The organism is Microcoleus sp. A2-C3, from assembly GCF_036706065.1.
Taxonomy (GTDB): domain Bacteria; phylum Cyanobacteriota; class Cyanobacteriia; order Cyanobacteriales; family Microcoleaceae; genus Microcoleus.
Genome location: NZ_JAUBVX010000037.1, coordinates 1 through 24,747 on the forward strand (window position 1 = coordinate 1; position 24,747 = coordinate 24,747).

Annotated in this window: 14 protein-coding genes and 1 pseudogene; 11 read left to right on the top strand and 4 right to left on the bottom strand. The window is 47.1% G+C overall.

The genetic code is table 11. The features are described from left to right. Positions 1 to 428 (top strand): annotated as a pseudogene (locus tag QUB66_RS19765) (CAP domain-containing protein); the annotation flags it as partial. Positions 429 to 958: 530 nt separating this feature from the next. Here QUB66_RS19765 and QUB66_RS19770 read toward each other — a convergent pair. Continuing rightward, a complete protein-coding gene (locus QUB66_RS19770) occupies positions 959 to 2,680 on the bottom strand; it encodes a putative bifunctional diguanylate cyclase/phosphodiesterase (protein WP_332969460.1) in 1,722 nt (573 codons plus the stop codon). A gap of 356 nt (positions 2,681 to 3,036) precedes the next feature. Between QUB66_RS19770 and QUB66_RS19775 the strand changes: the two genes are divergently transcribed. Continuing rightward, positions 3,037 to 3,561 (top strand): adenylate kinase, encoded by a 525-nt coding sequence (locus QUB66_RS19775; RefSeq protein WP_332969459.1) that lies wholly within the window; start codon positions 3,037 to 3,039, stop codon positions 3,559 to 3,561. Between the two features lie 70 nt (positions 3,562 to 3,631). Here QUB66_RS19775 and murQ read toward each other — a convergent pair whose 3' ends face one another. Further along, on the bottom strand, positions 3,632 to 4,546 hold the full coding sequence (gene murQ, locus QUB66_RS19780) for an N-acetylmuramic acid 6-phosphate etherase (RefSeq protein WP_332969458.1): 915 nt from the start codon (positions 4,544 to 4,546) through the stop codon (positions 3,632 to 3,634). 124 nt (positions 4,547 to 4,670) lie between these two features. Next, entirely contained in the window at positions 4,671 to 5,057 is a 387-nt protein-coding gene (locus QUB66_RS19785) for a DUF3110 domain-containing protein (protein WP_265238676.1), read from the bottom strand. A gap of 621 nt (positions 5,058 to 5,678) precedes the next feature. On the opposite strand from QUB66_RS19785, the gene QUB66_RS19790 reads away from it, so the two are divergent. From QUB66_RS19790 to QUB66_RS19800, 3 genes are all read left to right on the top strand, one after another. Then, positions 5,679 to 12,389 carry a translocation/assembly module TamB domain-containing protein gene (locus QUB66_RS19790; RefSeq protein WP_332969457.1) on the top strand — a complete coding sequence of 2,237 codons (6,711 nt, stop codon included), beginning with the start codon at positions 5,679 to 5,681 and terminating at the stop codon, positions 12,387 to 12,389. A gap of 222 nt (positions 12,390 to 12,611) precedes the next feature. Next, positions 12,612 to 12,977, top strand: coding sequence for a hypothetical protein (locus tag QUB66_RS19795; protein WP_265238680.1), 366 nt, complete (start codon positions 12,612 to 12,614; stop codon positions 12,975 to 12,977). A gap of 327 nt (positions 12,978 to 13,304) precedes the next feature. Then, positions 13,305 to 13,535: a hypothetical protein gene (locus QUB66_RS19800; RefSeq protein WP_332969456.1), complete on the top strand. Its 231-nt coding sequence runs from the start codon at positions 13,305 to 13,307 to the stop codon at positions 13,533 to 13,535. 395 nt (positions 13,536 to 13,930) lie between these two features. On the opposite strand, the gene QUB66_RS19805 is transcribed toward QUB66_RS19800, so the two are convergent. Then, a complete protein-coding gene (locus QUB66_RS19805) occupies positions 13,931 to 14,395 on the bottom strand; it encodes a COP23 domain-containing protein (RefSeq protein ID WP_265234900.1) in 465 nt (154 codons plus the stop codon). 343 nt (positions 14,396 to 14,738) lie between these two features. On the opposite strand from QUB66_RS19805, the gene QUB66_RS19810 reads away from it, so the two are divergent. The 6 genes from QUB66_RS19810 to QUB66_RS19835 all read left to right on the top strand — a co-directional run bounded on the left by QUB66_RS19810 (position 14,739) and on the right by QUB66_RS19835 (position 24,734). Beyond that, entirely contained in the window at positions 14,739 to 15,236 is a 498-nt protein-coding gene (locus QUB66_RS19810; protein WP_265234899.1) for an HNH endonuclease, read from the top strand. 241 nt (positions 15,237 to 15,477) lie between these two features. Then, positions 15,478 to 16,755 carry a DHH family phosphoesterase gene (locus QUB66_RS19815; RefSeq protein WP_265234898.1) on the top strand — a complete coding sequence of 426 codons (1,278 nt, stop codon included), beginning with the start codon at positions 15,478 to 15,480 and terminating at the stop codon, positions 16,753 to 16,755. 550 nt (positions 16,756 to 17,305) lie between these two features. Beyond that, positions 17,306 to 20,917 carry a diguanylate cyclase domain-containing protein gene (locus QUB66_RS19820; protein ID WP_332969455.1) on the top strand — a complete coding sequence of 1,204 codons (3,612 nt, stop codon included), beginning with the start codon at positions 17,306 to 17,308 and terminating at the stop codon, positions 20,915 to 20,917. A gap of 88 nt (positions 20,918 to 21,005) precedes the next feature. After that, the gene (gene sixA / locus QUB66_RS19825; RefSeq protein ID WP_332969461.1) at positions 21,006 to 21,500 is read left to right on the top strand and encodes a phosphohistidine phosphatase SixA; all 495 of its coding nucleotides are present in this window, start codon (positions 21,006 to 21,008) and stop codon (positions 21,498 to 21,500) included. Between the two features lie 248 nt (positions 21,501 to 21,748). After that, positions 21,749 to 22,894, top strand: coding sequence for a citrate synthase (locus QUB66_RS19830; protein ID WP_265234896.1), 1,146 nt, complete (start codon positions 21,749 to 21,751; stop codon positions 22,892 to 22,894). Between the two features lie 310 nt (positions 22,895 to 23,204). Then, on the top strand, positions 23,205 to 24,734 hold the full coding sequence (locus QUB66_RS19835; protein ID WP_332969454.1) for an Eco57I restriction-modification methylase domain-containing protein: 1,530 nt from the start codon (positions 23,205 to 23,207) through the stop codon (positions 24,732 to 24,734). Positions 24,735 to 24,747 lie beyond the last annotated feature (13 nt).

The following is a 24,747-nucleotide window of genomic DNA, read 5'->3' on the forward strand; positions in this document are numbered from 1 at the left end:
TTCTAATGTCATATCACGCTATGGCAAACACTTCTCTAATCATAACGTACTCTGATCCTTTCCTTCAGGGCACTACCGAAAACGATATCTTGATTGGCGGTAACGGGGACGATTTGTTGGCGGGCGATCGCGGCCAAGACATTCTGACCGGCGGTGCTGGAAATGATACGTTTATCTTAGCAGGAGGTTTGTCTGCTTCGGCTACTTTAATTGGTGCGGATGCGATCGCCGATTTTGCGATCGGAGATAAGATTGGTTTGACTGACGGTATCGGATTTGCAAACTTGACTTTTGAAGATGTGAGTTTGCAGTTGGATGGAGGCGCAAGCATCGCTTCTACGGCGATTAAGTCTGGTAGTAATTATTTAGGAATCGTGCAGGGTGTCAGTCAAAGTCAGCTTACATCTGCTGTTTTTGTTAACGCCTAAAAAACAGCATATCGAGATTCCCGACATTTTGGATAAGTCGGGAATCTAAAAACAAGAGCGCTTTAGTGGTTCAGCGTGAAATACCTAACACTAACCTTACGGTATAGTGTAGGCTTCGTGTCTCGTTTGCCGTTGCTCTGTTGGGGATATCCATTGCTGAATATTCGTCACCAAAGACGATCCAAGTCTTACACAGCATCTCTGGCTTTACAGCCTTTATCCCTTCGTAGGGAACCCACGCAGAAGCCCTGTTTCCCAAGGCAAAAAACTATTTCGTATGACAAACTTGGATTGTATTTCACATTGGGACGTATCCCAATAACCAGCGGTCTGTCTTTTCCCCCTTTCTCTCGCAGTTGTCCAAGGCCAAGCATATTACTGCTACTGTAGCCTCTTGTTTGCAGTCGAGTGGGTGGGTCGCAACCACTTATATCATACCATCTTTTTGTGAGAAATTCATAGACTTTGTTTGGCTTATATCGCAGCGCTGAATTGAGTACAATTACAGCGTGGGACTTACGCCAATTAAGTTAAAAGTGTGTGGCAATAGCGATAGATTCTGCATCAGACTCAAGCGAGTCCTTTAGCAGTTTGGTGATTGTCTCAGCGTTAGCAGGGCGACTGAAGTAAAACCCTTGACCTTCATCGCAGCCTCGCGCTTGCAGGTAGTCACGCTGCTCCTTGGTTTCAATGCCTTCTGCGGTGATCGTTAACCGCAGACTTTTTGCCAGAGCAATGATCGCATCAGTAATGGTGGCGCTGTTCGGGTTAGACAGTACATCTTTGACAAAGGATCGATCGATCTTGAGCATATTAACCGGAAACCGTTGCAGGTAGTTGAGCGAACAATAACCTGTGCCAAAGTCGTCTAGGGCGAGGGACACGCCAAGTTCTCGCAGTTGCGTTAAGATTGTGACCGATCGCTCAATATCAGTCATCAAGGCACTTTCAGTCACTTCAAGTTCTAAATACGTAGCTTCGAGTTCCGTCTCTGCCAAAATTTGGCGAACCATCTCAACCAGATTCGTTTGCTCAAATTGTCGAGCCGACAGATTCACCGAAATCCGCAGGGCTGGCAGCCCTGCCAGTTGCCAGCGACGGTTTTGAGCGCAAGCCGTTCGCAAGATCCATTCACCAATGGGCACGATCTCGCCATTGGCTTCGGCGATCGGAATAAATTTTACCGGAGACACCAAACCCTCTGTAGAATGCTGCCAGCGAACCAGCGCCTCCGTTGCTGTCACCCGTCCGCCGTGCAGGTCGATCAGCGGTTGATAGTAAACCAGTAGTTCGTTACGCTCCAGCGCTCCGCGCAGGCTATTTTCTAGGGCCAGTCGCTCCTGTAACTGAACGTTCATTTCGGGTGAATAAAACTGATAGTGACTCCGCCCTTGCTGCTTTGCCTGATGAAGTGCGAAGTCGGCTTGCTGAAGAAGTTTCTCTACAGAATTCGTATTTTCTAGATGGTTCAATGTAATGCCAAGACTGCCGGTGATGTGGATCTGTTGGCCATCTATAGAGAAAGGTTTGGTCAGCGTACTCAGTAGGAGTTGGGATAGCTTGACCACACTCTCCAGCGAGGGGAGTTCGCTGCGAGCGATCGCAAACTCACCGTCGCCCAAACGCGCCAAGGCATCTGACCCATCCATGCACTGTACAACCCGTTGGGAAACGGCTATAATTAGTAAGTCGCATATCCCAGGCTTCAACGCATGGCGTATCCCTGTGAAATCATCGATACCTAATACCAGCACTGCGACTAAGGGTGAGTGATTTTGAGATCGGGTTTCATTCAGGCGATCGCAGAATAAGTCACGATTTGGCAATCCAGTCAGTTCATCGTAGTGAGTAATGTAATGAATTAATTCATCTAGTTTGTAAAGCGTTTGTGAGGAATTTGCCATCAACGTACCGACTTCATCAGTAAACTTTGTGGGTAAGTTCGGCAATGTTCTTGTATCGAGATAGTTTTGTAGAGCCTCCGAGGTTAAGATTACCGGAACCAGGAGGTGGCGTAGCGTATAAAGCGTTGCTGCCGTACCCGCTAATGTCGCCAGCAGAGCAATCAGCAGAACCCGGACTGATGTCTCTACAGAGTAAGCGTTTGAGGTAAGAAACCAGACCATTAAGGTTAGCAAAGGAACGTGCGTTCCTAAAAATGCAACCACCATAATTTTGGCAGTGTAGCTTTTTTTCAGCCAGGGGAGATGCCCCAAGGATGAGTATAGGTTAAGGTTAGGCTTTGGTTGCATAGGACTCGGTTTTAAATTTCAAGGTGGGTAGAGTATCCAGCAGTCTCGTACTAGGTGCGTTGGCTTCAGAAACGGCTTTTTTAACTAAGGAGCGATCGCCTTAGATTTGACAGATATTTTACAAAGCGATCGACAGACAATACAGGGTCGCGATCGCTTGTCTGATAAAATATCCAAGCGATCGCCAAACAATAAATATATATAATGACCCTAATCGCATTTATCAAAAACGTCAATGATCGCGCCACAAATTACCGAAATTGACTTTTTGGAAAGCTACAAATTCGATCAACCTTCAGCTTTTAGTCTGCTAATGATAACTGATAACTAATGACTAATAACTAAAAGGAGTAAGTATGAAAAAAGTAGCCGTGTTTGGTAATACTGGAGGCGGCAAATCAACTCTCAGCAAGAAATTATCAGAAATCACTGGTTTGCCACTTTACGCCTTGGATAAGATTCAATATCAATCTGGGGGCGCTGAAATTCCCTATGAACAATATAAGCGTACCCACGCTCAAATTTTGGCTACTGATCGATGGATTATTGACGGGTTTGGTTGTATGGAAACCCTCTGGCTTCGACTCAACGAGGCGGATAGTCTGGTTTTTGTCGATCTACCGCTGTACGTGCATTTCTGGTGGGTGACTAAACGGATGATTGCAGGTAGCTTTAAACCGCCAGAAGGCTGGCCGGAAAAAAGTCCGATCTTGAAGAGTTCAATTAATAGTTACCGCACTCTTTGGTTATGTTACAAGTATTTGACTCCCAAATATCGCGAATATGTCGATCGCGCTCAAAATACCAAAAGTGTTTATCACCTCAGATCCACTGAAGAGATTTCACAATTTTTTGAATCGATGTTGACAGTGGACAGTTGACAGTGGACTGCTGACTACTGACTGCTGACTACTGACTGCTGACTACTGACTGCTGACTACTGACTGCTGACTACTGACTAATTGATGCTACAGCCGATCGCAAATTACCTTGAAACTCGCCCAAAATTCGATCGCACTCTTCCCTCTCCAAATTAGTCCAGTGCATCATCAAAGCCAGCTTGACAGACTTGCCGCTTTTTTCCAGCAAAAAACCCGCTTCATCCCGACTCAAATCAGTTAAGTCTTGTAACATCCGTATAGCCCGATCGCGCAATTTCTGATTAGTCACCGCCACATCAACCATCCGATTGCCGTAAACCTTCCCCAGCTTCACCATTACGCCAGTCGAAAGAATATTCAAAGCCATTTTGGTCACAGTACCAGCTTTCAAGCGCGTCGAACCCGCGACTATTTCCGGGCCAACCAACAACCGAATATCCACATCAGCGTCAAAATTAACCTGTTCCACGGGTACGCAGGCGATAAACACAGTTTTCGCCCCCCGCTGGCGCGCCGCCTGTAAAGCACCCGCCACAAACGGCGTCGTACCCCCAGCCGTAATCCCGACAACCACATCCAGATTGGTAATGTGACGGTGGGCGATCGCCTCAGCCCCATCCTGGGCCCGATCCTCCAAATCCTCCGAACTCCGCACCAAAGCCCCTGCACCCCCGGCAATTATGCCCTGTACGAGTTCTGGTGGCGTGCAGAAGGTGGGGGGACACTCGGCGGCATCGAGTACCCCCAAACGCCCGGAAGTACCCGCACCGACGTAAAACAGGCGGCCTCCTTGACGCAGAGACTCGGCTGCGATGTCGATCGCCCGTGATAAGTGTTCGCGCGCACGGGCGATCGCGCTTAAGGTTTGGGCGTCTTCGCGGTTGAACAAGTCCACTAATTCGATCGAGCTAAGTTGGTCTAAATTCTCGCTGTTGGGATTCACCTGTTCCGTCAGCAGATGCCCCCGTTCTTCCAAATTATTCATATTTTGCAATTCAAGTCTATCTACTAATGAGTACCGATTACTGCCAACCGCCAACTGTCAACTGTCAACTGTCAACTGTCAACTGTCAACTGTCAACTGTCAACTGTCAACTGTCAACTGACTCTTACAAAAGTCCTTCAAGTCGGCGGCGCATAGAATCCAGTTCGTCTTGGGAAACATCAGAATCCGACTCCGGCTGTGACTCCGGTTGCGACTGCCCCTCTGCTTGCCACTCAGTCTGTGTTACATTGTCTTCTGGCGGAATCGCCAGTGCGCCCGCCGGTACCAGTTCCCAATCATAATCAACACTGTCGCAGAATTCCTTAATTTCCTCATCGTCGATCGCCTCGACAGCGGGTTCGGGGAAATCCTGGGCTTCCAACATCACGCCAAAGCGTGTCGCGTCGTCTTCTGACTCAAACATCAGAACTTTGTTGCGTGAGCCGAGTTGAATGGTATGAATTCCCTCATTCTCGGTGCGGGCATTGAAGAGTAAGACGAACACTCGCATAAGTTTTAAAGACCTTCTTAACCACCGTTTTTTTATCTTAGAAGCGATCGGGTCACCAATTAGTCGATTTTAGATATTAGATTTTAGATTTTAGATTGACTATAGATTCTGTACTGACGGGATTGAGAGGATTTGGGGGAGTTCGAGGACTTGGTTTGAGATTTTAGATTTAAGATTTGAGATTGACTCCAAATCCTGCACGCGCGGGGCTCAAGAGGATTCTGGGGAGTTATAGGACTTGGTTTGAGGTGATGTTGCGTGCTTTGATTAAGTTCGGTCAAGGTTTCTGGAGTCTGCCCCTGCGTGGGGCGTAAATCTGGAAGATCGATCGTCTGCGTTAGCATAGCCCCCGTAGACGATCGGCACTTCCTGCCTCAGTTATCAGTCTACCAAAGGCAGAAGCCACAATCGAGCGAATCAAAAAAGTTATATAGCAAGCACGAAGACGGTTAGGACGCTCTTAATTGCACAAATATGAGCTTTTATTGATTCTTCCTTCTGCCTTCGATCCGTTACATCCATTACATCCGTGGAGCGAATCCGCTGCCGAACTTCCTTCTCCTGTCTCAAATCGGCTGATGTCCTCAATCCCTGAATTCTCACAAGCTCTGAGAAACACCCATGACTAACTCGGACGATGACAAAAAACAACTTGCACCCCATCCTCAGCGCCGCTGGTGGCGTATCCTGCTGCTTAGCGGTACGGGAGTGGGCATTCTCGGCCTGGTTGGGGCGGTGGCCGCACGGGAGTGGGTGCGGGAAAAGTTAGCTCCTTTGGTGGCATCTGAGGTCAGTCAGACACTGAAGCGGCCAGTGCAAATTGGCAGCTTGGAGCGATTTACTCCGACGAGTTTGCGGTTTGGTCGATCGAGCGTACCTGCAACGGCTACCGATCCAGATTATGCTTCCACAGAAGCAGTGGAAGTGCAATTTTCAATCTGGCAACTGCTGTTCAATCGCACCCTAAAATTAGATATTACCTTAGTTAAACCCAGCGCTTATATCGAACAGGACGCTCAAGGCCGCTGGGTTAATATTCCCACCTCCGAGCCAAAACCTGCGGGTTTATTTAAAACTGAAATTGAGGCAATTCGAGTTGAAAATGTCGGCGCAGTTTTGGTACCGAGTCCCGCAGTCGGGCAAAAAACTTCGGCTCCGATTTCCGTAACTCTGAAAAATGGCAGCGCTCTATTTCGCGAGCAAAATCAGCGCGTTCTCTACGAATTTAACGGTCAGTTTACTAATAATGACAATTTTGCAGTCAAGGCGGATTCTCTATTGCCTGCGGCTCAAACTAACGTGCTATTGCAAGCGCAAAACTTACCTTTATCCGACATCACTCGCTTGCTGAAAGTTTCCGGCGTTTCTCTCCAAAAAGGTCTGGCAAATAGCAATTTAACCGTGCAAGTCCGAGACAATAAATTATCTGGAATTACTGGGGTGGCGAGTTTTGCAGGAGTGCAGGCAAGTATCAAACCGCTGAAACAGATTATCCAAAATAGTAGCGGTCAATTGCGGTTTCAGGAAACTAATGTGATTGTCGATACTTTGACTGGTAATTACGGTTTAATTCCTTTTCAAATAGCAGGAACAGTGGCAACTGGAGCTAATTTTAATACCGAACAAGCTAGATTCAATCTAATAACTAATGTGCCACCGATAGCTGTGGCAAGTGTTGTCAGTGCGGTGGAAACAGAGTTAGGGCAGAAAGTTGTATTACCAGTTGCTGTGGCGGGAGAAGTTAAGGCGGATGCTAAGCTAACTGGAACCGTTGCAAATCCAGTATTGGTAGGTACGATCGCCTCGACAAAACCCGCTACAGTCGATCGCCTACAATTAAACAATGTTAGCACTAATTTTAAACTGGAACGGGGGAGAATAGCTCAAACTCCAACTCCAAATTCTCCATCGTCAACTGGGCAGTTTTCCTCTTTGGCTTTGACATTGAGCGATATTTTGGTAGTGCCGGCGGCGGGTGGTAAAATTGGCGGGAAAGGTGAAGTATATCTCGCGTCGGGAAGTGAGAATTCGCGATCGGGTTTGGTGTTTGATTTGCAAGCGGAAAATGTACCCGGAGATGCGATCGCCCAAATTTACGCTGTCCCAATTCCTGCTACTCTTAAAATTGGCAATGTCTCCGCAAAAGCTCAAGTTTTCGGCCCCTTAGACAACATTCAAGGTATAGCTAAATGGCAAGCACCGCAAGGGACTTTTCCCGCGAATGGCGAAATTAGAGCAGACCGCAATTCTGCGGACTTGCAAAATACAGTTGTGAAAATTGGCGACGCTGCTGTGAATGTTGACGCGGCGCTCAAAGACCGTCAGTGGGAAGCTATAATCAAGGGCGATCGCGTGGCTATAAATAGTTTACAGCAAGTCGTACCGGGACTTAATTTACCTCCTGAATTAGCAGGTTTGTTCACCGGAACCGCCGAAGCAGCGGGAACTCTGGACGATTTGAGTTTAAATGGTATTGCTGCTAGGGGCAAAGGAACGTTGAATCTTGCTGACAGTATTGTTAATGTTAATGGCAAACTCGAATCCGGTCAATGGCAAGCTTCTGGGCAGACAGAAAAAGTTGCTCTCAATCGCTTAATTGATATTGGATTGCCATTTTTAGCCCTGGAACAGCCCGCCAATTCTAACAGATCACCCGCCACCAATCTCGAAAATCTCAAATCCAAAATTCAAAATCTCAAATCGTTAGACGGACAGCTAGCAGGTGAATTTCAAGCGGCGGGAAATGTTAACAATTTAACCGCTAGTGGCATCAATTTGATCGCCAACGGCAGGCTCAATATTGCCGATAGCAATGTCAATCTCAAAGGAGAATTGGCAGCGGGAAATTGGCAAGCAACCGCAGGAACCGATCGCACTTCCATCAGTCGCTTGGTAGATTTAGGATTGCCGCTGTTAGATGTGGCTTCGGCCTTCAATCCCGAAAATCAACAAAATAGCAATCTAAGATCCAAAATCCAAAATCTAAAATCGATTGATGGCCAGCTATCGAGTCAATTTACCGCTTCGGGAAATCTTGACAATTTGACGGCTAGCGCAATCGATGTCAGTGGCAGAGGCCAACTAAATCTGGGCGGCAGCAATGTCAATTTCAAAGGAGGATTAGCGGGGGGAAATTGGGAGGGAATCGCAGAAACCGATCGCACTTCCATCAGCAGCCTGGTAAATTTAGGGTTGCCACTGTTAGATGTAGGCTTAGCTTTCACCGCTGACAATCCCCAAGTTGTAGCCAACATCAACAATCTAAAATCCAAAATCCAAAATCTCAAATCGCTTGACGGACAAATATCTAATCAAATTCAAGCAGCCGGAAGTCTTGGTAAATCAAGCGTCGCCGATGTTTCTGTAAACAGCAGCGGTAAACTGAATATTGCTGACGGTACTGTTGATTTTAAGGGAAAATTAGATGCTGGACGCTGGCAAGCTGTCGCGGATCTCGATCGAGTTATTCTCAGCCGCTTAGAACAAACAATCCGCGATACCCAACTGTTTACCCTGACGGCGACTTTGCCCAAAGGATTTGACGGCAGAGTTAACGGCCAATTTCAAGCAGCGGGCAGTTTGGATAATTTGACAGCTAAAGGAATTCGTGCTAGTGGGGAAGGACGGGTTTTGGTCGATCGACTAGGGGCGATCGATACTACAGCCAAATTGGAAAACGGCAACTTAGAAGCATTGCTGGAAACCAACGGAGTTACAGTCAGCAATTTAGAACAAACCCTCAAACAAACAGGTTTACTGACAACCAATTTACCGCCAGAAATTGCTGGAACCCTCGACGGGAAAGTCCGAATTTTAGGCAGTGTAGATAATTTAACTGCCAACGGCATCACCGCCAAGGGCGACGGACAAATTCGACTCGCCAACGGTGGCGGAGTTGTCAACGCCATAGCTAGCGCCGCCTCCGGGAATTGGCGCGCCTCAATCGAAGGCGACCAAATTGCCTTAAGTCGCTTCCAGAAAGCCTTTGAAGCCCAGCGCCAAAGCTTGCAAGCCAGCAGTTTAGTCTCGCAAGCCCAAAATCTCCCGCTATTGCGAGGCATATTTAACGGCAATGTCAATTTATCCGGCCCGATTGCCGCTGCTTCGGCCCAAACTGTTCGCGCCGGCGGCAGTTTCCGCATCTCCGAATTGCCGTTTTTGAAACAACCTTTTGAGGCAGTATTTAATTGGGACGGGAAGCGGGTAGAAATAGAAAAAGCTGCAACTCCGGGTTTGACAGCCAACGGTTTTGTGAATGTCGAACTCGAAGGTAAAGGATTACCCTCAATTTCCAACTTAGATTTGGATGTAAAACTCTCCAACTTTAACCTGGAATCCTTGCCAGCAGAACAGTTGGCATTTTTGAGACCAATTGGTCTCAAAAATTCTTCAGAGAAAAATCAGCCTGTCCGCGGCAATGTCGATTTCACGGGCCGCCTCACCGGAACTCTTACCGCCCTCAGCTTAGTTGGCGATGTGGAAGTGCGGAATTTAGCAGTAAATCAAGTTGAATTCGATCCTGTACTGGCGGGGACTGTAAGTGCGAGTTCGGATAAAAGTGTAGACTTGCGTTTGGCCGGTCGCCAAGACAAAATTGAATTAGCTTTAAATTCATCTTTTCTACCGACATCTTTCTTGGTTCAACGGGGGGAATCGGTAGCCCGCGGCCAAGCTGAGGGAGAAACTTTGCGAGTCAATTTAAGCGATTTTCCCTTGGCTGCTTTGAACCTCACGCCGGGGCAATCTGTCGGTTTGGGGCCGATAACTGGTACGGTTTCGGGACAGGTAAATGTACCGGGCTGGAAGATGCCGTTAAATCCGCAGACTTTGCAAGCAAACGGACAAATTGCGATCGCCCAACCGGCGATCGGCTACATTAAAGGTGACAGTTTCCAAGCCGAATTCAGCTATGCTAACGGCAGCGCCACTCTGACAAACGGCATCTTCCGTCAAGGTACTGGTCAATACTTAATTTCCGGCAATGTGAAAACCGGCGCAAACCCAGAATTTGCTGGGAAAGTTAACATCCAGCAGGGCAACTTGCAACAGGTTTTAGTCGCTTTACAATATTTCAATTTAGGCGATTTAGCCAGAGGCCTCAAACCTCCCGTTTACGCTAACGCCGCCGATGTGCAAACTGTAGCAGTCGGAGAACCGGAAGCCCCGCTAATCGAACAGTTGCGCCGTTTGGCAGAAATTGAAGTGCTTTTGCAGCAGCGGCAGGAGGTGATTGCAGAATCGCAAAAATTGCCTCCGCTATCTGAATTGCAGGGCACTTTTGGCGGGGAAATTTCTGTCGCCGGTTCTTTGCGAACGGGCGTGCAAGCTCAATTTAACGTTGCGGGCGATAATTGGCAGTGGGGAAAATATGTCGCTGAAAAGTTCAGCATTGAGGGCGGTTTTCAGGACGGGATTTTAACTATTTTACCTCTGGAAATTCGATCGGGCAAAAGTGCGATCGGCTTTTCGGGACAACTGGGGCAAAAAGGTCAATCCGGGCAGTTGCGAATCGAAAATGTGCCGGTGGAAAAGGTAGCCGAACTGGTAGAATTGCCCTTTGTCGATGTCACCGGAAATTTGAATTTGCGGGCGAACTTGGCCGGCAGTTTGGAAAACCCGCAGGCCACCGGAGAATTGAGTTTGGTTGACGGTACGCTAAATGGAGAACCGATTAAACAAGCCGACGGCAGTTTTAGTTACAGCAACGCCCGCCTCAATTTTGGCGGCAGCGCTTTGGTGACTCAAATCGAACCGATTGAGGTTCAGGGAAGTTTGCCTTTTGAGTTGCCGTTTGCTGCTGTGAAAGCTGACAGCAATCAAATTGATTTGAGGGCGAATTTGAAAAATGAAGGATTGGCAATTATTAATGTCTTGACTCCGCAAGTTGCTTGGGTTAGCGGCAAGGGACAGGTGCAAATTCGTGTCGGAGGGACGCTGCAAGAGCCTGTAGCGCAAGGAATTGCAAATTTTGAAAATGCAACCGTCCGGGCGAACGCCTTCCCAGAACCGCTGACAGGGCTGACTGGGACGGTGCGCTTTGAGGGCGATCGAATTCGGGTAGAAGGAATTCGGGGACAGTTGAGTAAGGGAGAAGTTGTGGCGCAGGGCGTGATTCCGCTGTCGGTGCCCTTTGCCGAGGGCGATGTCGATGCAGCGAATCCTTTGGCTGTCAATCTCGACAAGCTGGCCTTGAATCTTAAAGGATTGTATAGCGGCGGCGCAGTCGGTCAAATCCAAGCCAGGGGCACGGCTTTTCGGCCGCGCTTGAGCGGTAACATTGAACTCTACGACGGCGAAGTATTTCTCCCAAGTGCGGGCGGCGGCAAGACTCAGTTAGTTTCTTCGCCTTCCGATTCTCCTTCCACACCTGCGACAGAAGCTTCGCCTTCCGATTCTCCTTCCACACCTGCGGCATCTCCTTCCCCTTCCGATTCTCCTTCCACGGCTTCGGCTTCTCCTTCCCCTTCCTTTGATGTTGCCTTCAACGATTTGCAACTGAAGTTGGGCCGGGGAGTGCGGGTAACAAGTCAGCCGATATTGAGTTTCCAGGCGACTGGGGGTTTGACGGTGAATGGAACTTTAGACGATATTCGCCCGGAGGGTACGATTCGGTTGACTTCCGGGGCGGTGAATTTGTTTACCACGCAGTTTAAGCTTGATAAGGGATACCCGCAAACTGCTACCTTTGTAGCGGGACAAGGACTCGATCCGACGCTGGATGTGAGATTAGCAACTTCGGTACAGGAAGTAACGCGGTTCCGCACTCCGGGAACATCTGTCGCCTCTGAAATAGCCGACGAACCGACAAGTTTCGGCAGCGTGCGGAGTGTCCGAATTCAAGCGTTAGTGCAGGGTAAAGCTTCTCAATTGGCGGAAAGTCTGGAGTTGAGGAGTTCTCCAAGTCGATCGGAAACAGAGATTGTAGCGCTACTAGGTGGCAGTTTCGTACAGACTTTAGGACAGGGAGATAGTACACTGGCGATCGCCAATTTAGCCGGTGCAGGATTATTAAACAACCTGCAATCCGTGATTACCAACGCCACCGGATTGAGCGAATTCCGGTTGTTTCCGACTCGAATTAGGGGTAATGAAGGTCAAACAGCCAGTTCCAGTTCAGGGGTCGCATCCGGCGCAGGTTCCCTCGGTATAGGCTTAGAAGTCGGGGCCGATATCACGCGCAATCTTTCAGCATCAATCATTCGAGTATTGTCAGCAAATCAGCCAACAGAATTCAATATGCGGTATCGTTTAAACGACAAAATATTGCTCAGAGGTTCAACCAATTTCCAAGGAGACAATCGCGTCACCGCCGAATACGAATTGAGATTTTAGTCATTAGTCATTAGTCATTAGTCATTAATTGTCATGTTCCCAGAAACCGGGTTTCTTCCGATATATTTTGCCACCAACCCTGATTGTGTAAGAAACCCGGTTTCTGACGCTTTGCAATATTCCCAATTCTCAATTACCAATTTCCCAATAATTTGCTATAATAGTAACAGCAGAAAATTAGTCTTGCCAACCCCGCACAAAAGATTATAGGAGTTAAGTCAAATGGCAAACAAACTCCAAGTGAACACACAGGCGATCGGCTACAGCGACTTTTACTGGAACCGATTTAGTCCCAGAGTAGCAACTATCAGTAGCATCCGCAACGCCAACCACTGGGACGGCGGATATATCACCTACATTGCATTTCCCACGAAAGTAGAAGCCACAGCAGCAATGAAATATTTACTGCTGCATCAAAAAGCCGCCGATGTCGATATGCGCAAAGCCAAGCGAATGAAAGAAAAAGGCATTCGTTGGGAACTCAAGATTCGGGGATTAGCATTTAACGAAGTGTTGAAATGTGCAACTATGGACATAACCGGAAACCTAGTTATGTCACCTGAAACGACTACTCAAGCCCTAGGCTAATAGCTGCATTTAGATAATTTGTAAGGGCGGTGTTCCGTGTCCGTCCTAATTCCAGATTTCTCTCTTATAGCGGTTCTCAAGCGTGGTGAGGTATGCCCTATGCCCTATGCCCACGGAGGCTAGCCCTGTCAAGGTGTGTGCTGAGCTTGGTCTGGAAGTCCTGTCAGTAGGTTAGTCTGGATGGTGTATTCCGAAGAACACTTGCGCAGACTGGGAATAGGATAAGCGAGGAAAAAGTTGATGCCGGAAACAATATTTGGCGTTGCTTAATCAGGGTATGAAAAAGAATTAGGCAAAAATCCAGAAGCTTTGTGGACAATGGTTTTTATGATTTGCATATTTAGCCGTTCATACCGTAAATCAGCAACGCCGAATATTGAAACGATGTTTCAAGTTCTAGAGAAGAACTTTGCCGGAGAAATTCCAGGGTTAGGTTATCCCCAAGCTGCTTTATTCTGTTTTTGTTTAGCTTTGGTTGCCTACAATACTTTAGCTGTAATCCGTAGAACTCTCGGCAGCATACATGGTGCGCGGGAAAATCGATGCCAGCCTTTCTGAATTCTACTTAATTACTGAAATTCAGGGGAATTATCAAGGAATGATCATTGCGATTGACCCTATATACTGGAGGACTGTCGGATCATTATCACCCCCCCAATTTGCTCTTTGGTTGACAGATTTAGCCCAGCTAGTTAACTTGAAATCTTTGCTTAAACAACCTCGTTCTCCTAAGAAGAAAAAACCGGACTTGATTGTAGACCCACTGCATCGTCATGTATCTACAGCTCGACTTTTGAAGCAAGCTCAGCAAAAACCTTGACAGGGCTAGCATTGCGCACCCTACTGAAGAAAATAACTGTCATCGAAAAATGATTATTTCGATGCAGCGAAAATGATCTAACTAATGACTAATGACTAATGACTGATGACTGATGACTGATGACTGATGACTATCAATTTACCTTGACAGGCGAAGTATTTAGATTAGGATTTTTAACTCTTTTTAAAAGTTCTTGTCGGGCTTGTTCGGGATTTTGCCCTTTGGGTACTTGATATAATAATCTACAGGAACCATCTTGAGGATTAGCTGCACAAATAATTATTTGACCGCTAGGAGATGCACCTGCTGTGACAATATTATCCCAGTTTCCTTGGGGTTGCGAGTTGTTGAGAATTCCAGAGACTCGTGTACACCGAGTAATGGCGTCTTCTCCTGATTCATTGAAATAGTTGTCAGCCACCCACAGAATAACGGGAATATTTTTTCCTTGTTGGACGGCAATTGTGGCCGGGCGACCACCAGCAGCGCCACAGAAGAATGACGTTGTTTGGGCAAAGGCGGGACTGTTTGCTAAAATCGGAGCTGCTAGGGCAATAATTGACGCGCTAAAAGCTGACTTTAAGAGCCGAAATTTCATGGGCAGTGATAAGTTTTTTAATTTAAGGTTACTAATACTCTAAAAAGTTACGCTGCTGGTTGCCGGGAAGATTAGGCATTTAGGGAAAAAAATAAAATTTATTCTGTAAAGTTTGGCCATCGCACATACTGACCTTATCTTCGCCTAAACTCACGGAAAATCCCTCGCTGACAAACGCTGGGGCAAAAAATACGTGCAGCCACAAAGGGCGCAGGCGCGAGGGTATAGGGTAAAGGTAAGGTTTTTAGCCGTTTTTGGCGATCGCCTTGCCATTCCTGAGCCCGCCCCCCTAAATTGGAACCTGTGTTAGCATCATTAAAAATCTTCTCTTTAATAATCAACAATGGGCAATGTTCTGGTGCTGAATGCCTCCTACGAACCGCTCAACATCACCAATTGGCGAAGGGCGGTAGTTTTGTTGCTGAAAGGAAAAGCAGAACAGGTAGAACATAACGGGAAATTTATTGCGCCAAACTTCCCGCTACCAACTGTGATTCGACTGCGGCATTACGTCCGAGTTCCCTATAAGGATATTCCGCTGACTCGCCGGAACATCTTGCACCGGGACGGGCACTCTTGTCAATACTGTGGCTATAGCGGGGACGATTTGACGCTGGATCACGTGATTCCTCGATCGCGCGGGGGAGGTGAAAGTTGGGAAAACCTGGCTACAGCCTGCGTGCGCTGCAATGTCAATAAAGGCAGTCGCACCCCGAAAGAAGCGGGAATGGTGCTGCGCTATCCGCCGAGGAAACCTCACAGTGGTCTTTATTTTGAAGTGACTAGACACGTTAAGAGTGGTATGCACCAAGAATGGCAAAAATATGTAATCGGCCTTTGAAACCCCTGTCGCAAGCAAGCGCGGGGGTTTTTTGCGGAAGTTTTGAATTGTGTGGCGCCATCAGTGTGTCCGCCCGATAGTTTTGAGTTAAAAAGTTAAATAGTTAAGAGATAATTTAAGCTCTTAACTCCGGTTTCTCTTAAGAAATATTCGGTTTGACAACGCGGCATCTACAAAGAAACCGGGTTTAAGAGCTTTTGGCGCGCCAGTCCAGACAAAGTTAAATTGCTAATTTCTAACAATGAAAGACCACCCCCCTACCAATTCTGATGAAATATCTGGCAATAATCTCGAAGCTGAGGTTAACTCCAGCAGCGAGGTTGTACCCGCAGTGAGTGTACCTGGAAAACGGCGCGGCAAAGCCGAAGTTGTTTCCGAAGAGAATCGCGACAGTCTGCGCGGGGAATTGCACGATCGCAAAGTCGAGCAATTGCGCCAAATGTTCGATCGGCACAGAGGCAATCGCCAGTTAATATTATTGCAAGATTTTCCAGACCCAGACGCACTTTCCAGCGCTTGGGCTTACAAATTAATCGCCGAAAAGTACGATATCCAATGCGAGATGATCTACGCCGGCGCCCTCAGCCACCAAGAAAATATTGCCTTAGTTAAATTAACTGGTTTACCGTTACAGCGCTGGACGCTGGAAACGGCAAAAGCTAAGGATTTATCGGCTTATCAGGGCTGCGTTTTTATCGACAACCAAGGCACGACTTGTAACTTAACCGAGTTTATTTTAGGGGCAGGAATTCCGATCGCCGCCGTGATCGACCACCACAATTTGCAGGGAGAAATAAACGCAGAATTTACGGATTTGCGCCCTCAAATCCGCGCTACAGCCACGATTTTTACGGAGTATTTGCAGGCTGGACTGCTAACTCTCGACAGCGGTATTAGCCAGCACGTCAAATGCGCTACAGCTTTGATGCACGGTTTGCGATCGGATACCAACGCCCTCAGACAAGCTCAGGAGGAGGATTTTTTAGCTGCGGCTTATTTGAGCCGATTTTATGACTCACAGTTGTTGAATGCGGTGTTACAGTCCTCTCGGTCTAAATGGGTGATGGATGCGATCGAGCGAGCGCTCAAACACCGCATCGTCCAGAACAATTTCTCGATCGCGGGCATCGGCTACCTCCGTTATGACGATCGGGATTCCATTCCCCAAGCAGCGGACTTTCTAGTAACAGAAGAGAACGTACACACAGCAGTTGTCTACGCCATTGTACACGACAAAGACGAAGAACTTGAAGTAGTAATTGGCTCGCTGCGAACGAATAAACTTACTCTCGACCCCGACGAATTTATTAAAGAAGCCTTCGGTCAAGATGCTCAAGGACGCTTTTTTGGTGGAGGCAGAAGTCAAGCTGGAGGTTTTGAGATTCCGGTGGGATTTCTGTCTGGCAGGAATGATAACAGCGACTATGCAAGGCACAAATGGGAAGTATTCGATGCTCAGATCAAGCAAAAGTTGCTGAATTTAATTAGTCCTAAAGATAATCCTATTTACGATCATTAATTATGGAGTTTGTCGGTAGAGTCTTGATTTGAGCAACAGCCTGGTAATGCCGAGCAATCTGTCGCTGTGAGGTTCGATCGCATTTTTTACTCGTCTCGCAAACATCTCAACTTTAGAATCTTATTTGGTTCGTAGTGATGACTTTAGTCCTTATATGAGGACTTTAGTCCTCACTACGAACCTTTTTTGTTACCAGTAATTGACCGGATATAATACAATACGGTTTAATTAAGGTTTTTTTGTCCGAATATAAGGTACTCGTGAAGCAATCGCAGTGTCTGTTTTTCACATCGTTTTACCGCCAAGACAGTCTTAAATGAACCGTATTGAAATATACAATTAGCTATTTCCGAGACCAAACCACATAAATTCCTGGGAATATAACATAAAGATGATTTTTTGGCTTGAGCGTTCCTGAACAAGAAAACAACTTTTTAGTTTTATTGTTAAAGTCAAAAAAAACGTTGCTACGAATTAAAACAAATTATTATATTTATTTGTCGCGGGCTAGAATAGTATAAAATAGCTTCACAGAACAAGGAACACGGAGATGTCTACAAAACAGGATTTCTCTTGGTCGTTAGAGAAAATTCTAGAAAAACTTTCAGAAATTGCAATTCAAATCAACGAGTTCGGGGATCTGGAGAGCATTTTGCAATGTGCGGTAGCAGAAACCAGGGTGTTGCTGCAAACCGATCGCGTAATTATTTATCGCTTCTTACCGCATGGAGATAGTGTAGTATTGGCTGAATCCGTTGGTGGCGAGTGGCCGCCCATCCTGGGACAACTGATTTATGACGCTTGCTTTGAAAAAACCTGGGTAAAGCGTTACAGCCAGGGACAAACCAGCAGCATTGCTGATATTAACAGCGGTCATATTCCAGCTTGTCATGTCGAATTGCTCGATCGCCTCCAAGTGCAGGCTAACTTAGTTGTACCAATTTTGCTAGATGGCAAACAGCAGCAATCTCCGAAGCTGTGGGGACTGTTGATTGCTCATCAATGCCGAAGTCCGCGTCAGTGGGAACCTCTCGACATTCAGATCCTGCAACACGTTGCAGTGCAGATCAGCTTGAGGATACGGCAACTGGAATCTCACCACCCGGTGCTGCCACCAAATCAACCGCCACAACTCGAAACAGCACCGGATCAAACTGCCACCAATATAGAAAAAGTCTACCATCAAAATAGCCTGGAACCAGACAGTGCCTGTTCCCTGATCAGCGATATTGTCAACATCAACGCCTTTGATTTGTTGCAATACCCGCTCTGGATATTTGATATTGAGCATTGGCAAATGCGGTGGGCAAACCAAGCATCCTTGTATTTGTGGAATGCTGCGACGCGGCAAGAACTCACGAGCCGCAACTTTAGCGATGTGTCGGAGTCTACTCGGATTCGCTTGCAGAGCTATCTGCAACAGTTTGAGCAAGGCAAAACCTTGTCCGAGCGGTGGACGTTTTACCCGGCCGGTGAGCCTGTTTTTGTCGGCTGTCGGTGCTCTGGCATTAGAATTGACGGCGGGCGTTTGGCAATGCTGGTGGAGGGTACGATCGAAACCGTCGATCGCATTGAGCCGGAAACCCTGCGATCGATCGAAGCACTCCGCCACACCACGCTGATGGTTGCGCTGTACAGCCTAGAAGGCTTGCTGCTGCTGCAAAACCCGGCGGCCTTGCGCTGTTATGGAAAGACAGACAATGCTTTTGTGAGCCGCTTTGTGGACGATCGGGTAGGAGAGCGAGCAATGGCAATTCTCAAGTCCGGTAAGGTCTTTACTGCTGAGACTCAAGTCATTACTCTGGCGGGAATTCGGTGGCACGAGATGGACGTGCGATGTACCAACGACCCGGTAACAGGCAACCCGATGTTGCTCGTGAACGAAAAGGACATTACCGACCGCAAGCAGACGGAAACAGCCCTGCAACAGAGTGAAACCCGGTTGTCAGAAGCCCAGCGGGTTGCCCACATCGGTAACTGGGAATGGGACGTAATTACAGATAAAATTACCTGGTCTGCCCAACTATTCGAGATTGTGGGACGCAACAGGGCCCTGGGCGAACCTACCTATGAAGAAAATATGCGGCTTTACCATCCCGAAAGTGCCGAACAGCTACACCAGGTAGTTCTACGATCCCTCAGTCACGGAGAACCCTATCGATTGCGGCTCAGAGTCTTGGGCGTCAATGCTTCGCTCCGCTATATCGAAGCCAGGGGACAGGCCGAACTCAATGCAGAGGGACAAGTCATTCGGTTGTTTGGCACATCCCAAGACATTACGGATATTGTCCAGGCAGAAACAGAACTCAAAGAAATGAGTAGAGCTCTTGCTAATGCGGTGGAGGGCATCTCGCGGCTGGATATTTTCGGACGGTATATCACCGTTAATCAAGCCTATGCGAATATAGCAGGTTATCAGCCTGAAGAAATGGTTGGTATGAATTGGCAGAAAACAGTTCATCCCGAAGACTGCGACACGATGATGGTCGCTTATCAAAAAATGCTAGCCTGCGGCCGAGTGGAGGTTGAGGCCCGTGGTATCAGGAAAGATGGTTCGATTTTTTACAAGCAGGTGGTGATGTTGGCGGCCTACGACTCGCAGGAGCGATCGATCGGGCATCACTGTTTTATGAAGGATATCACCGCTCGCAAACAAGCAGAAGCAGCATTAAAAAAAGAGTTCGAGCGTCTGGGTATAGTGATTGCCACCCAACAGGAAATCGCCCTTCGTAATCCTAACCTGGATGCCGTGATGGCGGTGATTACCGATCGAACTCAAAAATTGATCGGTGCCGATGGGGCCGTGATTGCAATGCTGGAAGGGGATGAAATGGTGTATCGGGCAGCCAGCGGTATCGCCACCGCCTATCTTGGATTACGGATCAAAGTAGGGACAAGTTTATCGGGAAAATGTATTGCGACCGGCCAAATCATGATTTGCGAGGATTCAGAAACCGATGCACGGGTGGATCTGGCGGCCTGTCAGCGCATTGGTCTCCGGTCACTGGTGGTTGTTCCCTTGTTCTATCAGGACGATCGGGTTGGCGTCTTAAAAGTCGTTTCAGCTACACCCTTTGCCTTTACAGAGTCAGATATCCAAACTTTACAACTAATGGCGGGGTTTATGGCCGGGAGCCTGCATCTGGCTTCGGAGTTTGAGGCTAAAAACAGTCTCCTGAGTCAATTGCAGGAAAGCGATGAACGGTATTGTTCTGTGATTACTACAATGACCGAAGGTGTCGTACTTCAGCTAGCAAACGGACAAATTACTACCTGTAATGCTAGTGCTGAAAGGATTCTCGGGCTGACACCAGACCAAATGATGGGGCGTACATCCATAGATTTAGACTGGCGCACCATTGGCGAGGATGGCGAACCGTTTCCGCGGGAACAGCATCCGGCAATAATCACCCTACGCACGGGAGAAGCGCGATCGAATGTGGTGATGGGCATTCACAAATCGGATCAAACCCTGACTTGGATTTCGATTAATTCTCAACCACTGTTCCATCTCAATCAATCTCAACCCTATGGAGTAGTGACCACTTTCGCTGATATTACAGAACGCCAGGAGGCCGAGGAGATTCTGAAAAACCGGGCGGAACAAGAAAGATTAATGGCTATGACAGATGGGTTAACCCAAGTAGCAAACCGCCGCTGTTTTGATCAGCGATTGCAGTCGGAATGGCACCGACTGATGCAGGGCAAACAACAGCTTTCATTGATTATGTTGGATGTGGATTATTTTAAGCTATATAACGATCGCTACGGACATCAAGCTGGGGATATTTGTTTGGTGGAAGTGGCGAAAGCTGCGGCGGCTGCGGTTAGACGTTCGACGGATTTGTTTGTGCGCTATGGGGGCGAAGAATTTGCTGCTATTCTGCCAAATACGGATGCTGCTGGGGCGATCGCAGTTGCTGAGTCGATCCGAGATGCCATCGGAGATTTGGCCATCCCTCACGAGCAATCTGATGTGAGTGCGATCCTGACTGTGAGTATGGGAATTGCTAGCATGATTCCCTGCTGTGGCAAATCCCCGGATGAATTGATCGCCGCAGCCGATCGAGCATTGTATGATGCGAAACGACAAGGGCGCGATCGCTACGCCTATGGCGCGTACCAGATGACAGTGCTAGATGTCAATCCAGTTGTAGAATAGGCAAAAGATGTCGATCGCGCCAAACTTCATCGATCGCGTGCGTAAGCCGGGGCGTAGCCATCGCAAAGCTATCAAAAGGACAGCGAGAGTGCATTTATATTTGATCCGTCACGGTATCGCAGCCGAACCAGAAGAATACGAAACAGACTCAGAACGCCCGCTGACTAAAGAGGGCGATCGTAAAACCCGAAAAATCGCCCAGCGGCTGTACGAGCTCGAAATTCAGTTCGATATGATGCTCTCTAGTCCCCTACTGCGCGCCTCGCAAACCGCGCAAATCCTGCTTTCAGTCGGTCTAAGTTCCAAAATAGAAGAATCCGCCGCCCTCGCACCTTCAGGAGACATCGGGGACTGGCTGAGGTGGTACAAGCAGTGGCAGGAAACAGGCAACCGCAGCTTAGTCTTGGTGGGCCACCAACCAGATTTGGGCAATTGGGCAGAAACTTTGCTTTGGGGGCGATCGCAAGATGCCCTGATCCTCAAAAAAGCAGGTATCATCGGCTTAATCCTCCCCGAAACAGGCTCCCCAGTCGGCCGCAGCCAAATGTTCTGGCTCACAGGGCCTAAGTTTTTGCTTTGTTAGAAACAGCGAATCGGCGCGATAATCACAGGGCGCGCCAGCCCTGTTTGACCGGCATTCTCCGACTCCGCAACAGGGTGTGAGGAACTAAAATATCTAACGGTGCGATCGCAAACTCTGTGGAAAAATTTCGTTTCTGAGCATCCTTGCGCCTGAGTCGCGAGTAAATGATTATTTGTCAAGACGGTGACACTATCTTGCTTTCTGGTAATGTAATTTGATTAGATTCAATCACACAATACGGTATCGCAATGGTCGTCGGCGAATTCAAACCAGGTTTAGAAGGTGTTCCCGCCACCTTGTCCAGTATTAGTTATGTAGATGGACAAAAAGGGGTGCTAGAATATCGCGGGATTAGCATTGAGGAACTAGCTCTCAAAAGTTCCTTTGTGGAAACTTCGTATTTATTAATCTGGGGCGTACTTCCGACAAAGGAAGAACTAGAAGCTTTCGAGCATGAAATTCGCTATCACCGCCGGATCAAATATCGCATCCGGGATATGATGAAATGCTTTCCCGAAAGAGGACATCCAATGGACGCGCTGCAAGCTTCAGCAGCGGCCTTGGGTTTGTTCTACTCGCGCCGAGCTTTGGCCAACCCAGCATACATTCGAGAAGCTGTAGTGCGGCTGCTAGCTAAGATTCCCACAATGGTAGCAGCGTTTCAACAAATGCGGCGGGGAAATGACCCAGTGCGGCCGAGGGATGATTTGAACTACTCGGCTAACTTTCTTTATATGCTAAACGAGCGAGAACCAGATCCGCTGTTAGCTAACATTTTTGACGTTTGTCTGACTCTGCACGCCGAACATACAATCAATGCTTCTACATTTTCGGCAATGGTAACAGCTTCGACTCTGACAGATCCTTACGGGGTGATTGCTTCAGCAGTTGGCACTTTGGCGGGGCCTCTGCACGGGGGAGCGAATGAAGAAGTGATTGAGATGTTGGAGCAAATTGGTTCGGTAGAAAACGTGCGGCCTTTTGTGGAGAAGTGCGTTGCAAATAAGGACAAAATCATGGGATTCGGACACCGAGTTTATAAGGTGAAAGATCCGAGAGCAACTATTCTTCAAGGGTTAGCGGAACAGTTGTTTGAAAATTTCGGACACGATGATTATTACGACATTGCTGTCAAGTTGGAAGAAGTGGTTGAGGAGAAATTGGGGCAGAAAGGAATTTATGCTAATGTAGATTTTTATTCGGGTCTGGTTTACCGGAAAATGGGAATTCCGATCGATTTGTTTACGCCTGTTTTTGCGATCGCCCGGGTTGCCGGTTGGCTAGCTCACTGGAAGGAACAGCTAGAGACAAACCGCATTTACCGCCCGACTCAAATCTATACGGGTACTCACGGTGAGCCTTATATTGCGATCGAGGACAGGCCCCAATCTTAACCTCAAAGCTGTAGCCGTAGGGTGCGTCGCCATGAGATTGTCGCTGTTGATGAAGGATTGTCGATGGCGACACACCCAAGGGCTTAACTTTGAGAAGATCAATTTTTGGGGCGATCGCCAAAATTAAGAATTGAGAAGCGATCGTAGTATAATAGATCATTGGATCGGACAAATATGATATTTTAGTTGAGCAAATGTACTTTACTGCCGCTCAACTTAGCCGTTAGCTACACAAAATATAGTGCATCCTAAATTGAGTCAAATGAGAGATAATGTTTATAGTTTATAAGACGGGCAAGGGTAAAAATCGTTGAATCGGCAATCATTTATTGAACCCAAAAACGATATTATTAGCCTTCAAAGTGCGTTTCTCAGATCTAAGTCATTAGAAAGCAGGAAGACTTTAGGGCAGTTCTTCACCGGGTCGGTTGTGTCAGATTACATGGCATCTCTGGTCGTCAAACCCAAAAGTAATACTGTTCGCATTCTGGACGCTGGCGCAGGAACTGGTATATTAACTGCCTCTACTGCTTTGCATTGCTTAGGTATGGGTTGTAGGACTGTTCATGCTGTACTATATGAACTTGACTGTGAAGCCGTTGTTAGCCTTGAACAAACACTGAAGATTGTTCAGAACAAGTTTTGTAAACAGCTAGGAACCTTCACTTATGAAATTTGTTGTGAAGACTTTGTACTTGCTAGACCAGATAAGAAAGAAAATATTCAGCCATTTGATATATCAGTAATCAACCCGCCATACTTTAAATACAGTGCGAAAGATTCACCTTATGCTAAAGCGGTAGCCGATTTGTATCACGGCGATCCAAATATATATGCTTCATTCATGGCAGTTGTAATGGCTTCCATGAAGGCTGGTGGGCAAATGGTCACAATAACACCTCGCAGCTTCACAAATGGACTATATTTCAAAGGTTTCCGTGAATACTTACTGACTGAATCAGCACTAAGCTTGATTCATATTTTCAAACACCGAGACAAGGTGTTTAATAATGATGACTCATCGGTGCTTCAAGAAAATATTATTTGTTACCTCGTTAAAGGTAGTAATACAAACACTATAACAGTTAGGTCGAGTGACTGTGATATCAGCATCAACCATGCTGATGAAAAACAATATCCAGTTCATTTAATCGTCGATTATTCAAACAATCAACGATTAATTAGAATTCCTGAATCGGCTTGTGCTGCTGTCATTTTGCAGAAAGCTGAAACTTTCAAAACTACTTTTGAAGATGCAGGATATTTTATTTCGACTGGTCGTGTGGTCGAACATCGCACCCGTCAATATATCACCCAAGAAACTAGGACAAAAAATACAGTTCCGCTATACCGTCCACACAATGTGACACCATTAACTGCAACTTGGACGGGTAACCATAGGAAAGACGTATCCTTCAGCCTTAATGAAGACCATGACAAACATATGATTAAAAATGGTACTTATGTGTTGCTAAAGCGTTTTTCATCCAAAGACGAAAAAAAGCGATTGGTCGCTAGTGTTCACCTTGCCAAGATGCACTATTGCGAATGGATTGGTTTTGGCAACAAGACAAATTATATCGGTGTATTAGGTGGTGAATTATCTACTATTGAAGCCTATGGTCTTGCGGCTGTTCTTAATTCATCATTCATGGACAAGTATTTTAGGTGTATTTCGGGAAATACTCAAGTTAATGCTACTGAAATTAGGGTGATGAAATTTCCATCCCGTGACCAAGTGAAAGAAATTGGTGAGCAAGCACAAAAGCTGATGCTTTTTGAAACGGCTAAAATTGATTTAATCGTGAACCCAGTTCTTGGTGTAGTGGATTTAATATAAGGGGTAGAAATTG

Excerpts from the sequence above, each read along its gene's own strand:
- QUB66_RS19770 (WP_332969460.1), bottom strand. The coding sequence starts at position 2,680 with ATGCAACCAAAGCCTAACCTTAACCTATACTCATCCTTGGGGCATCTC.
- QUB66_RS19775 (WP_332969459.1), top strand. The coding sequence starts at position 3,037 with ATGAAAAAAGTAGCCGTGTTTGGTAATACTGGAGGCGGCAAATCAACT.
- murQ (WP_332969458.1), bottom strand. The coding sequence starts at position 4,546 with ATGAATAATTTGGAAGAACGGGGGCATCTGCTGACGGAACAGGTGAAT.
- QUB66_RS19785 (WP_265238676.1), bottom strand. The coding sequence starts at position 5,057 with ATGCGAGTGTTCGTCTTACTCTTCAATGCCCGCACCGAGAATGAGGGA.
- QUB66_RS19790 (WP_332969457.1), top strand. The coding sequence starts at position 5,679 with ATGACTAACTCGGACGATGACAAAAAACAACTTGCACCCCATCCTCAG.
- QUB66_RS19795 (WP_265238680.1), top strand. The coding sequence starts at position 12,612 with ATGGCAAACAAACTCCAAGTGAACACACAGGCGATCGGCTACAGCGAC.
- QUB66_RS19800 (WP_332969456.1), top strand. The coding sequence starts at position 13,305 with ATGATTTGCATATTTAGCCGTTCATACCGTAAATCAGCAACGCCGAAT.
- QUB66_RS19805 (WP_265234900.1), bottom strand. The coding sequence starts at position 14,395 with ATGAAATTTCGGCTCTTAAAGTCAGCTTTTAGCGCGTCAATTATTGCC.
- QUB66_RS19810 (WP_265234899.1), top strand. The coding sequence starts at position 14,739 with ATGGGCAATGTTCTGGTGCTGAATGCCTCCTACGAACCGCTCAACATC.
- QUB66_RS19815 (WP_265234898.1), top strand. The coding sequence starts at position 15,478 with ATGAAAGACCACCCCCCTACCAATTCTGATGAAATATCTGGCAATAAT.
- QUB66_RS19820 (WP_332969455.1), top strand. The coding sequence starts at position 17,306 with ATGTCTACAAAACAGGATTTCTCTTGGTCGTTAGAGAAAATTCTAGAA.
- QUB66_RS19830 (WP_265234896.1), top strand. The coding sequence starts at position 21,749 with ATGGTCGTCGGCGAATTCAAACCAGGTTTAGAAGGTGTTCCCGCCACC.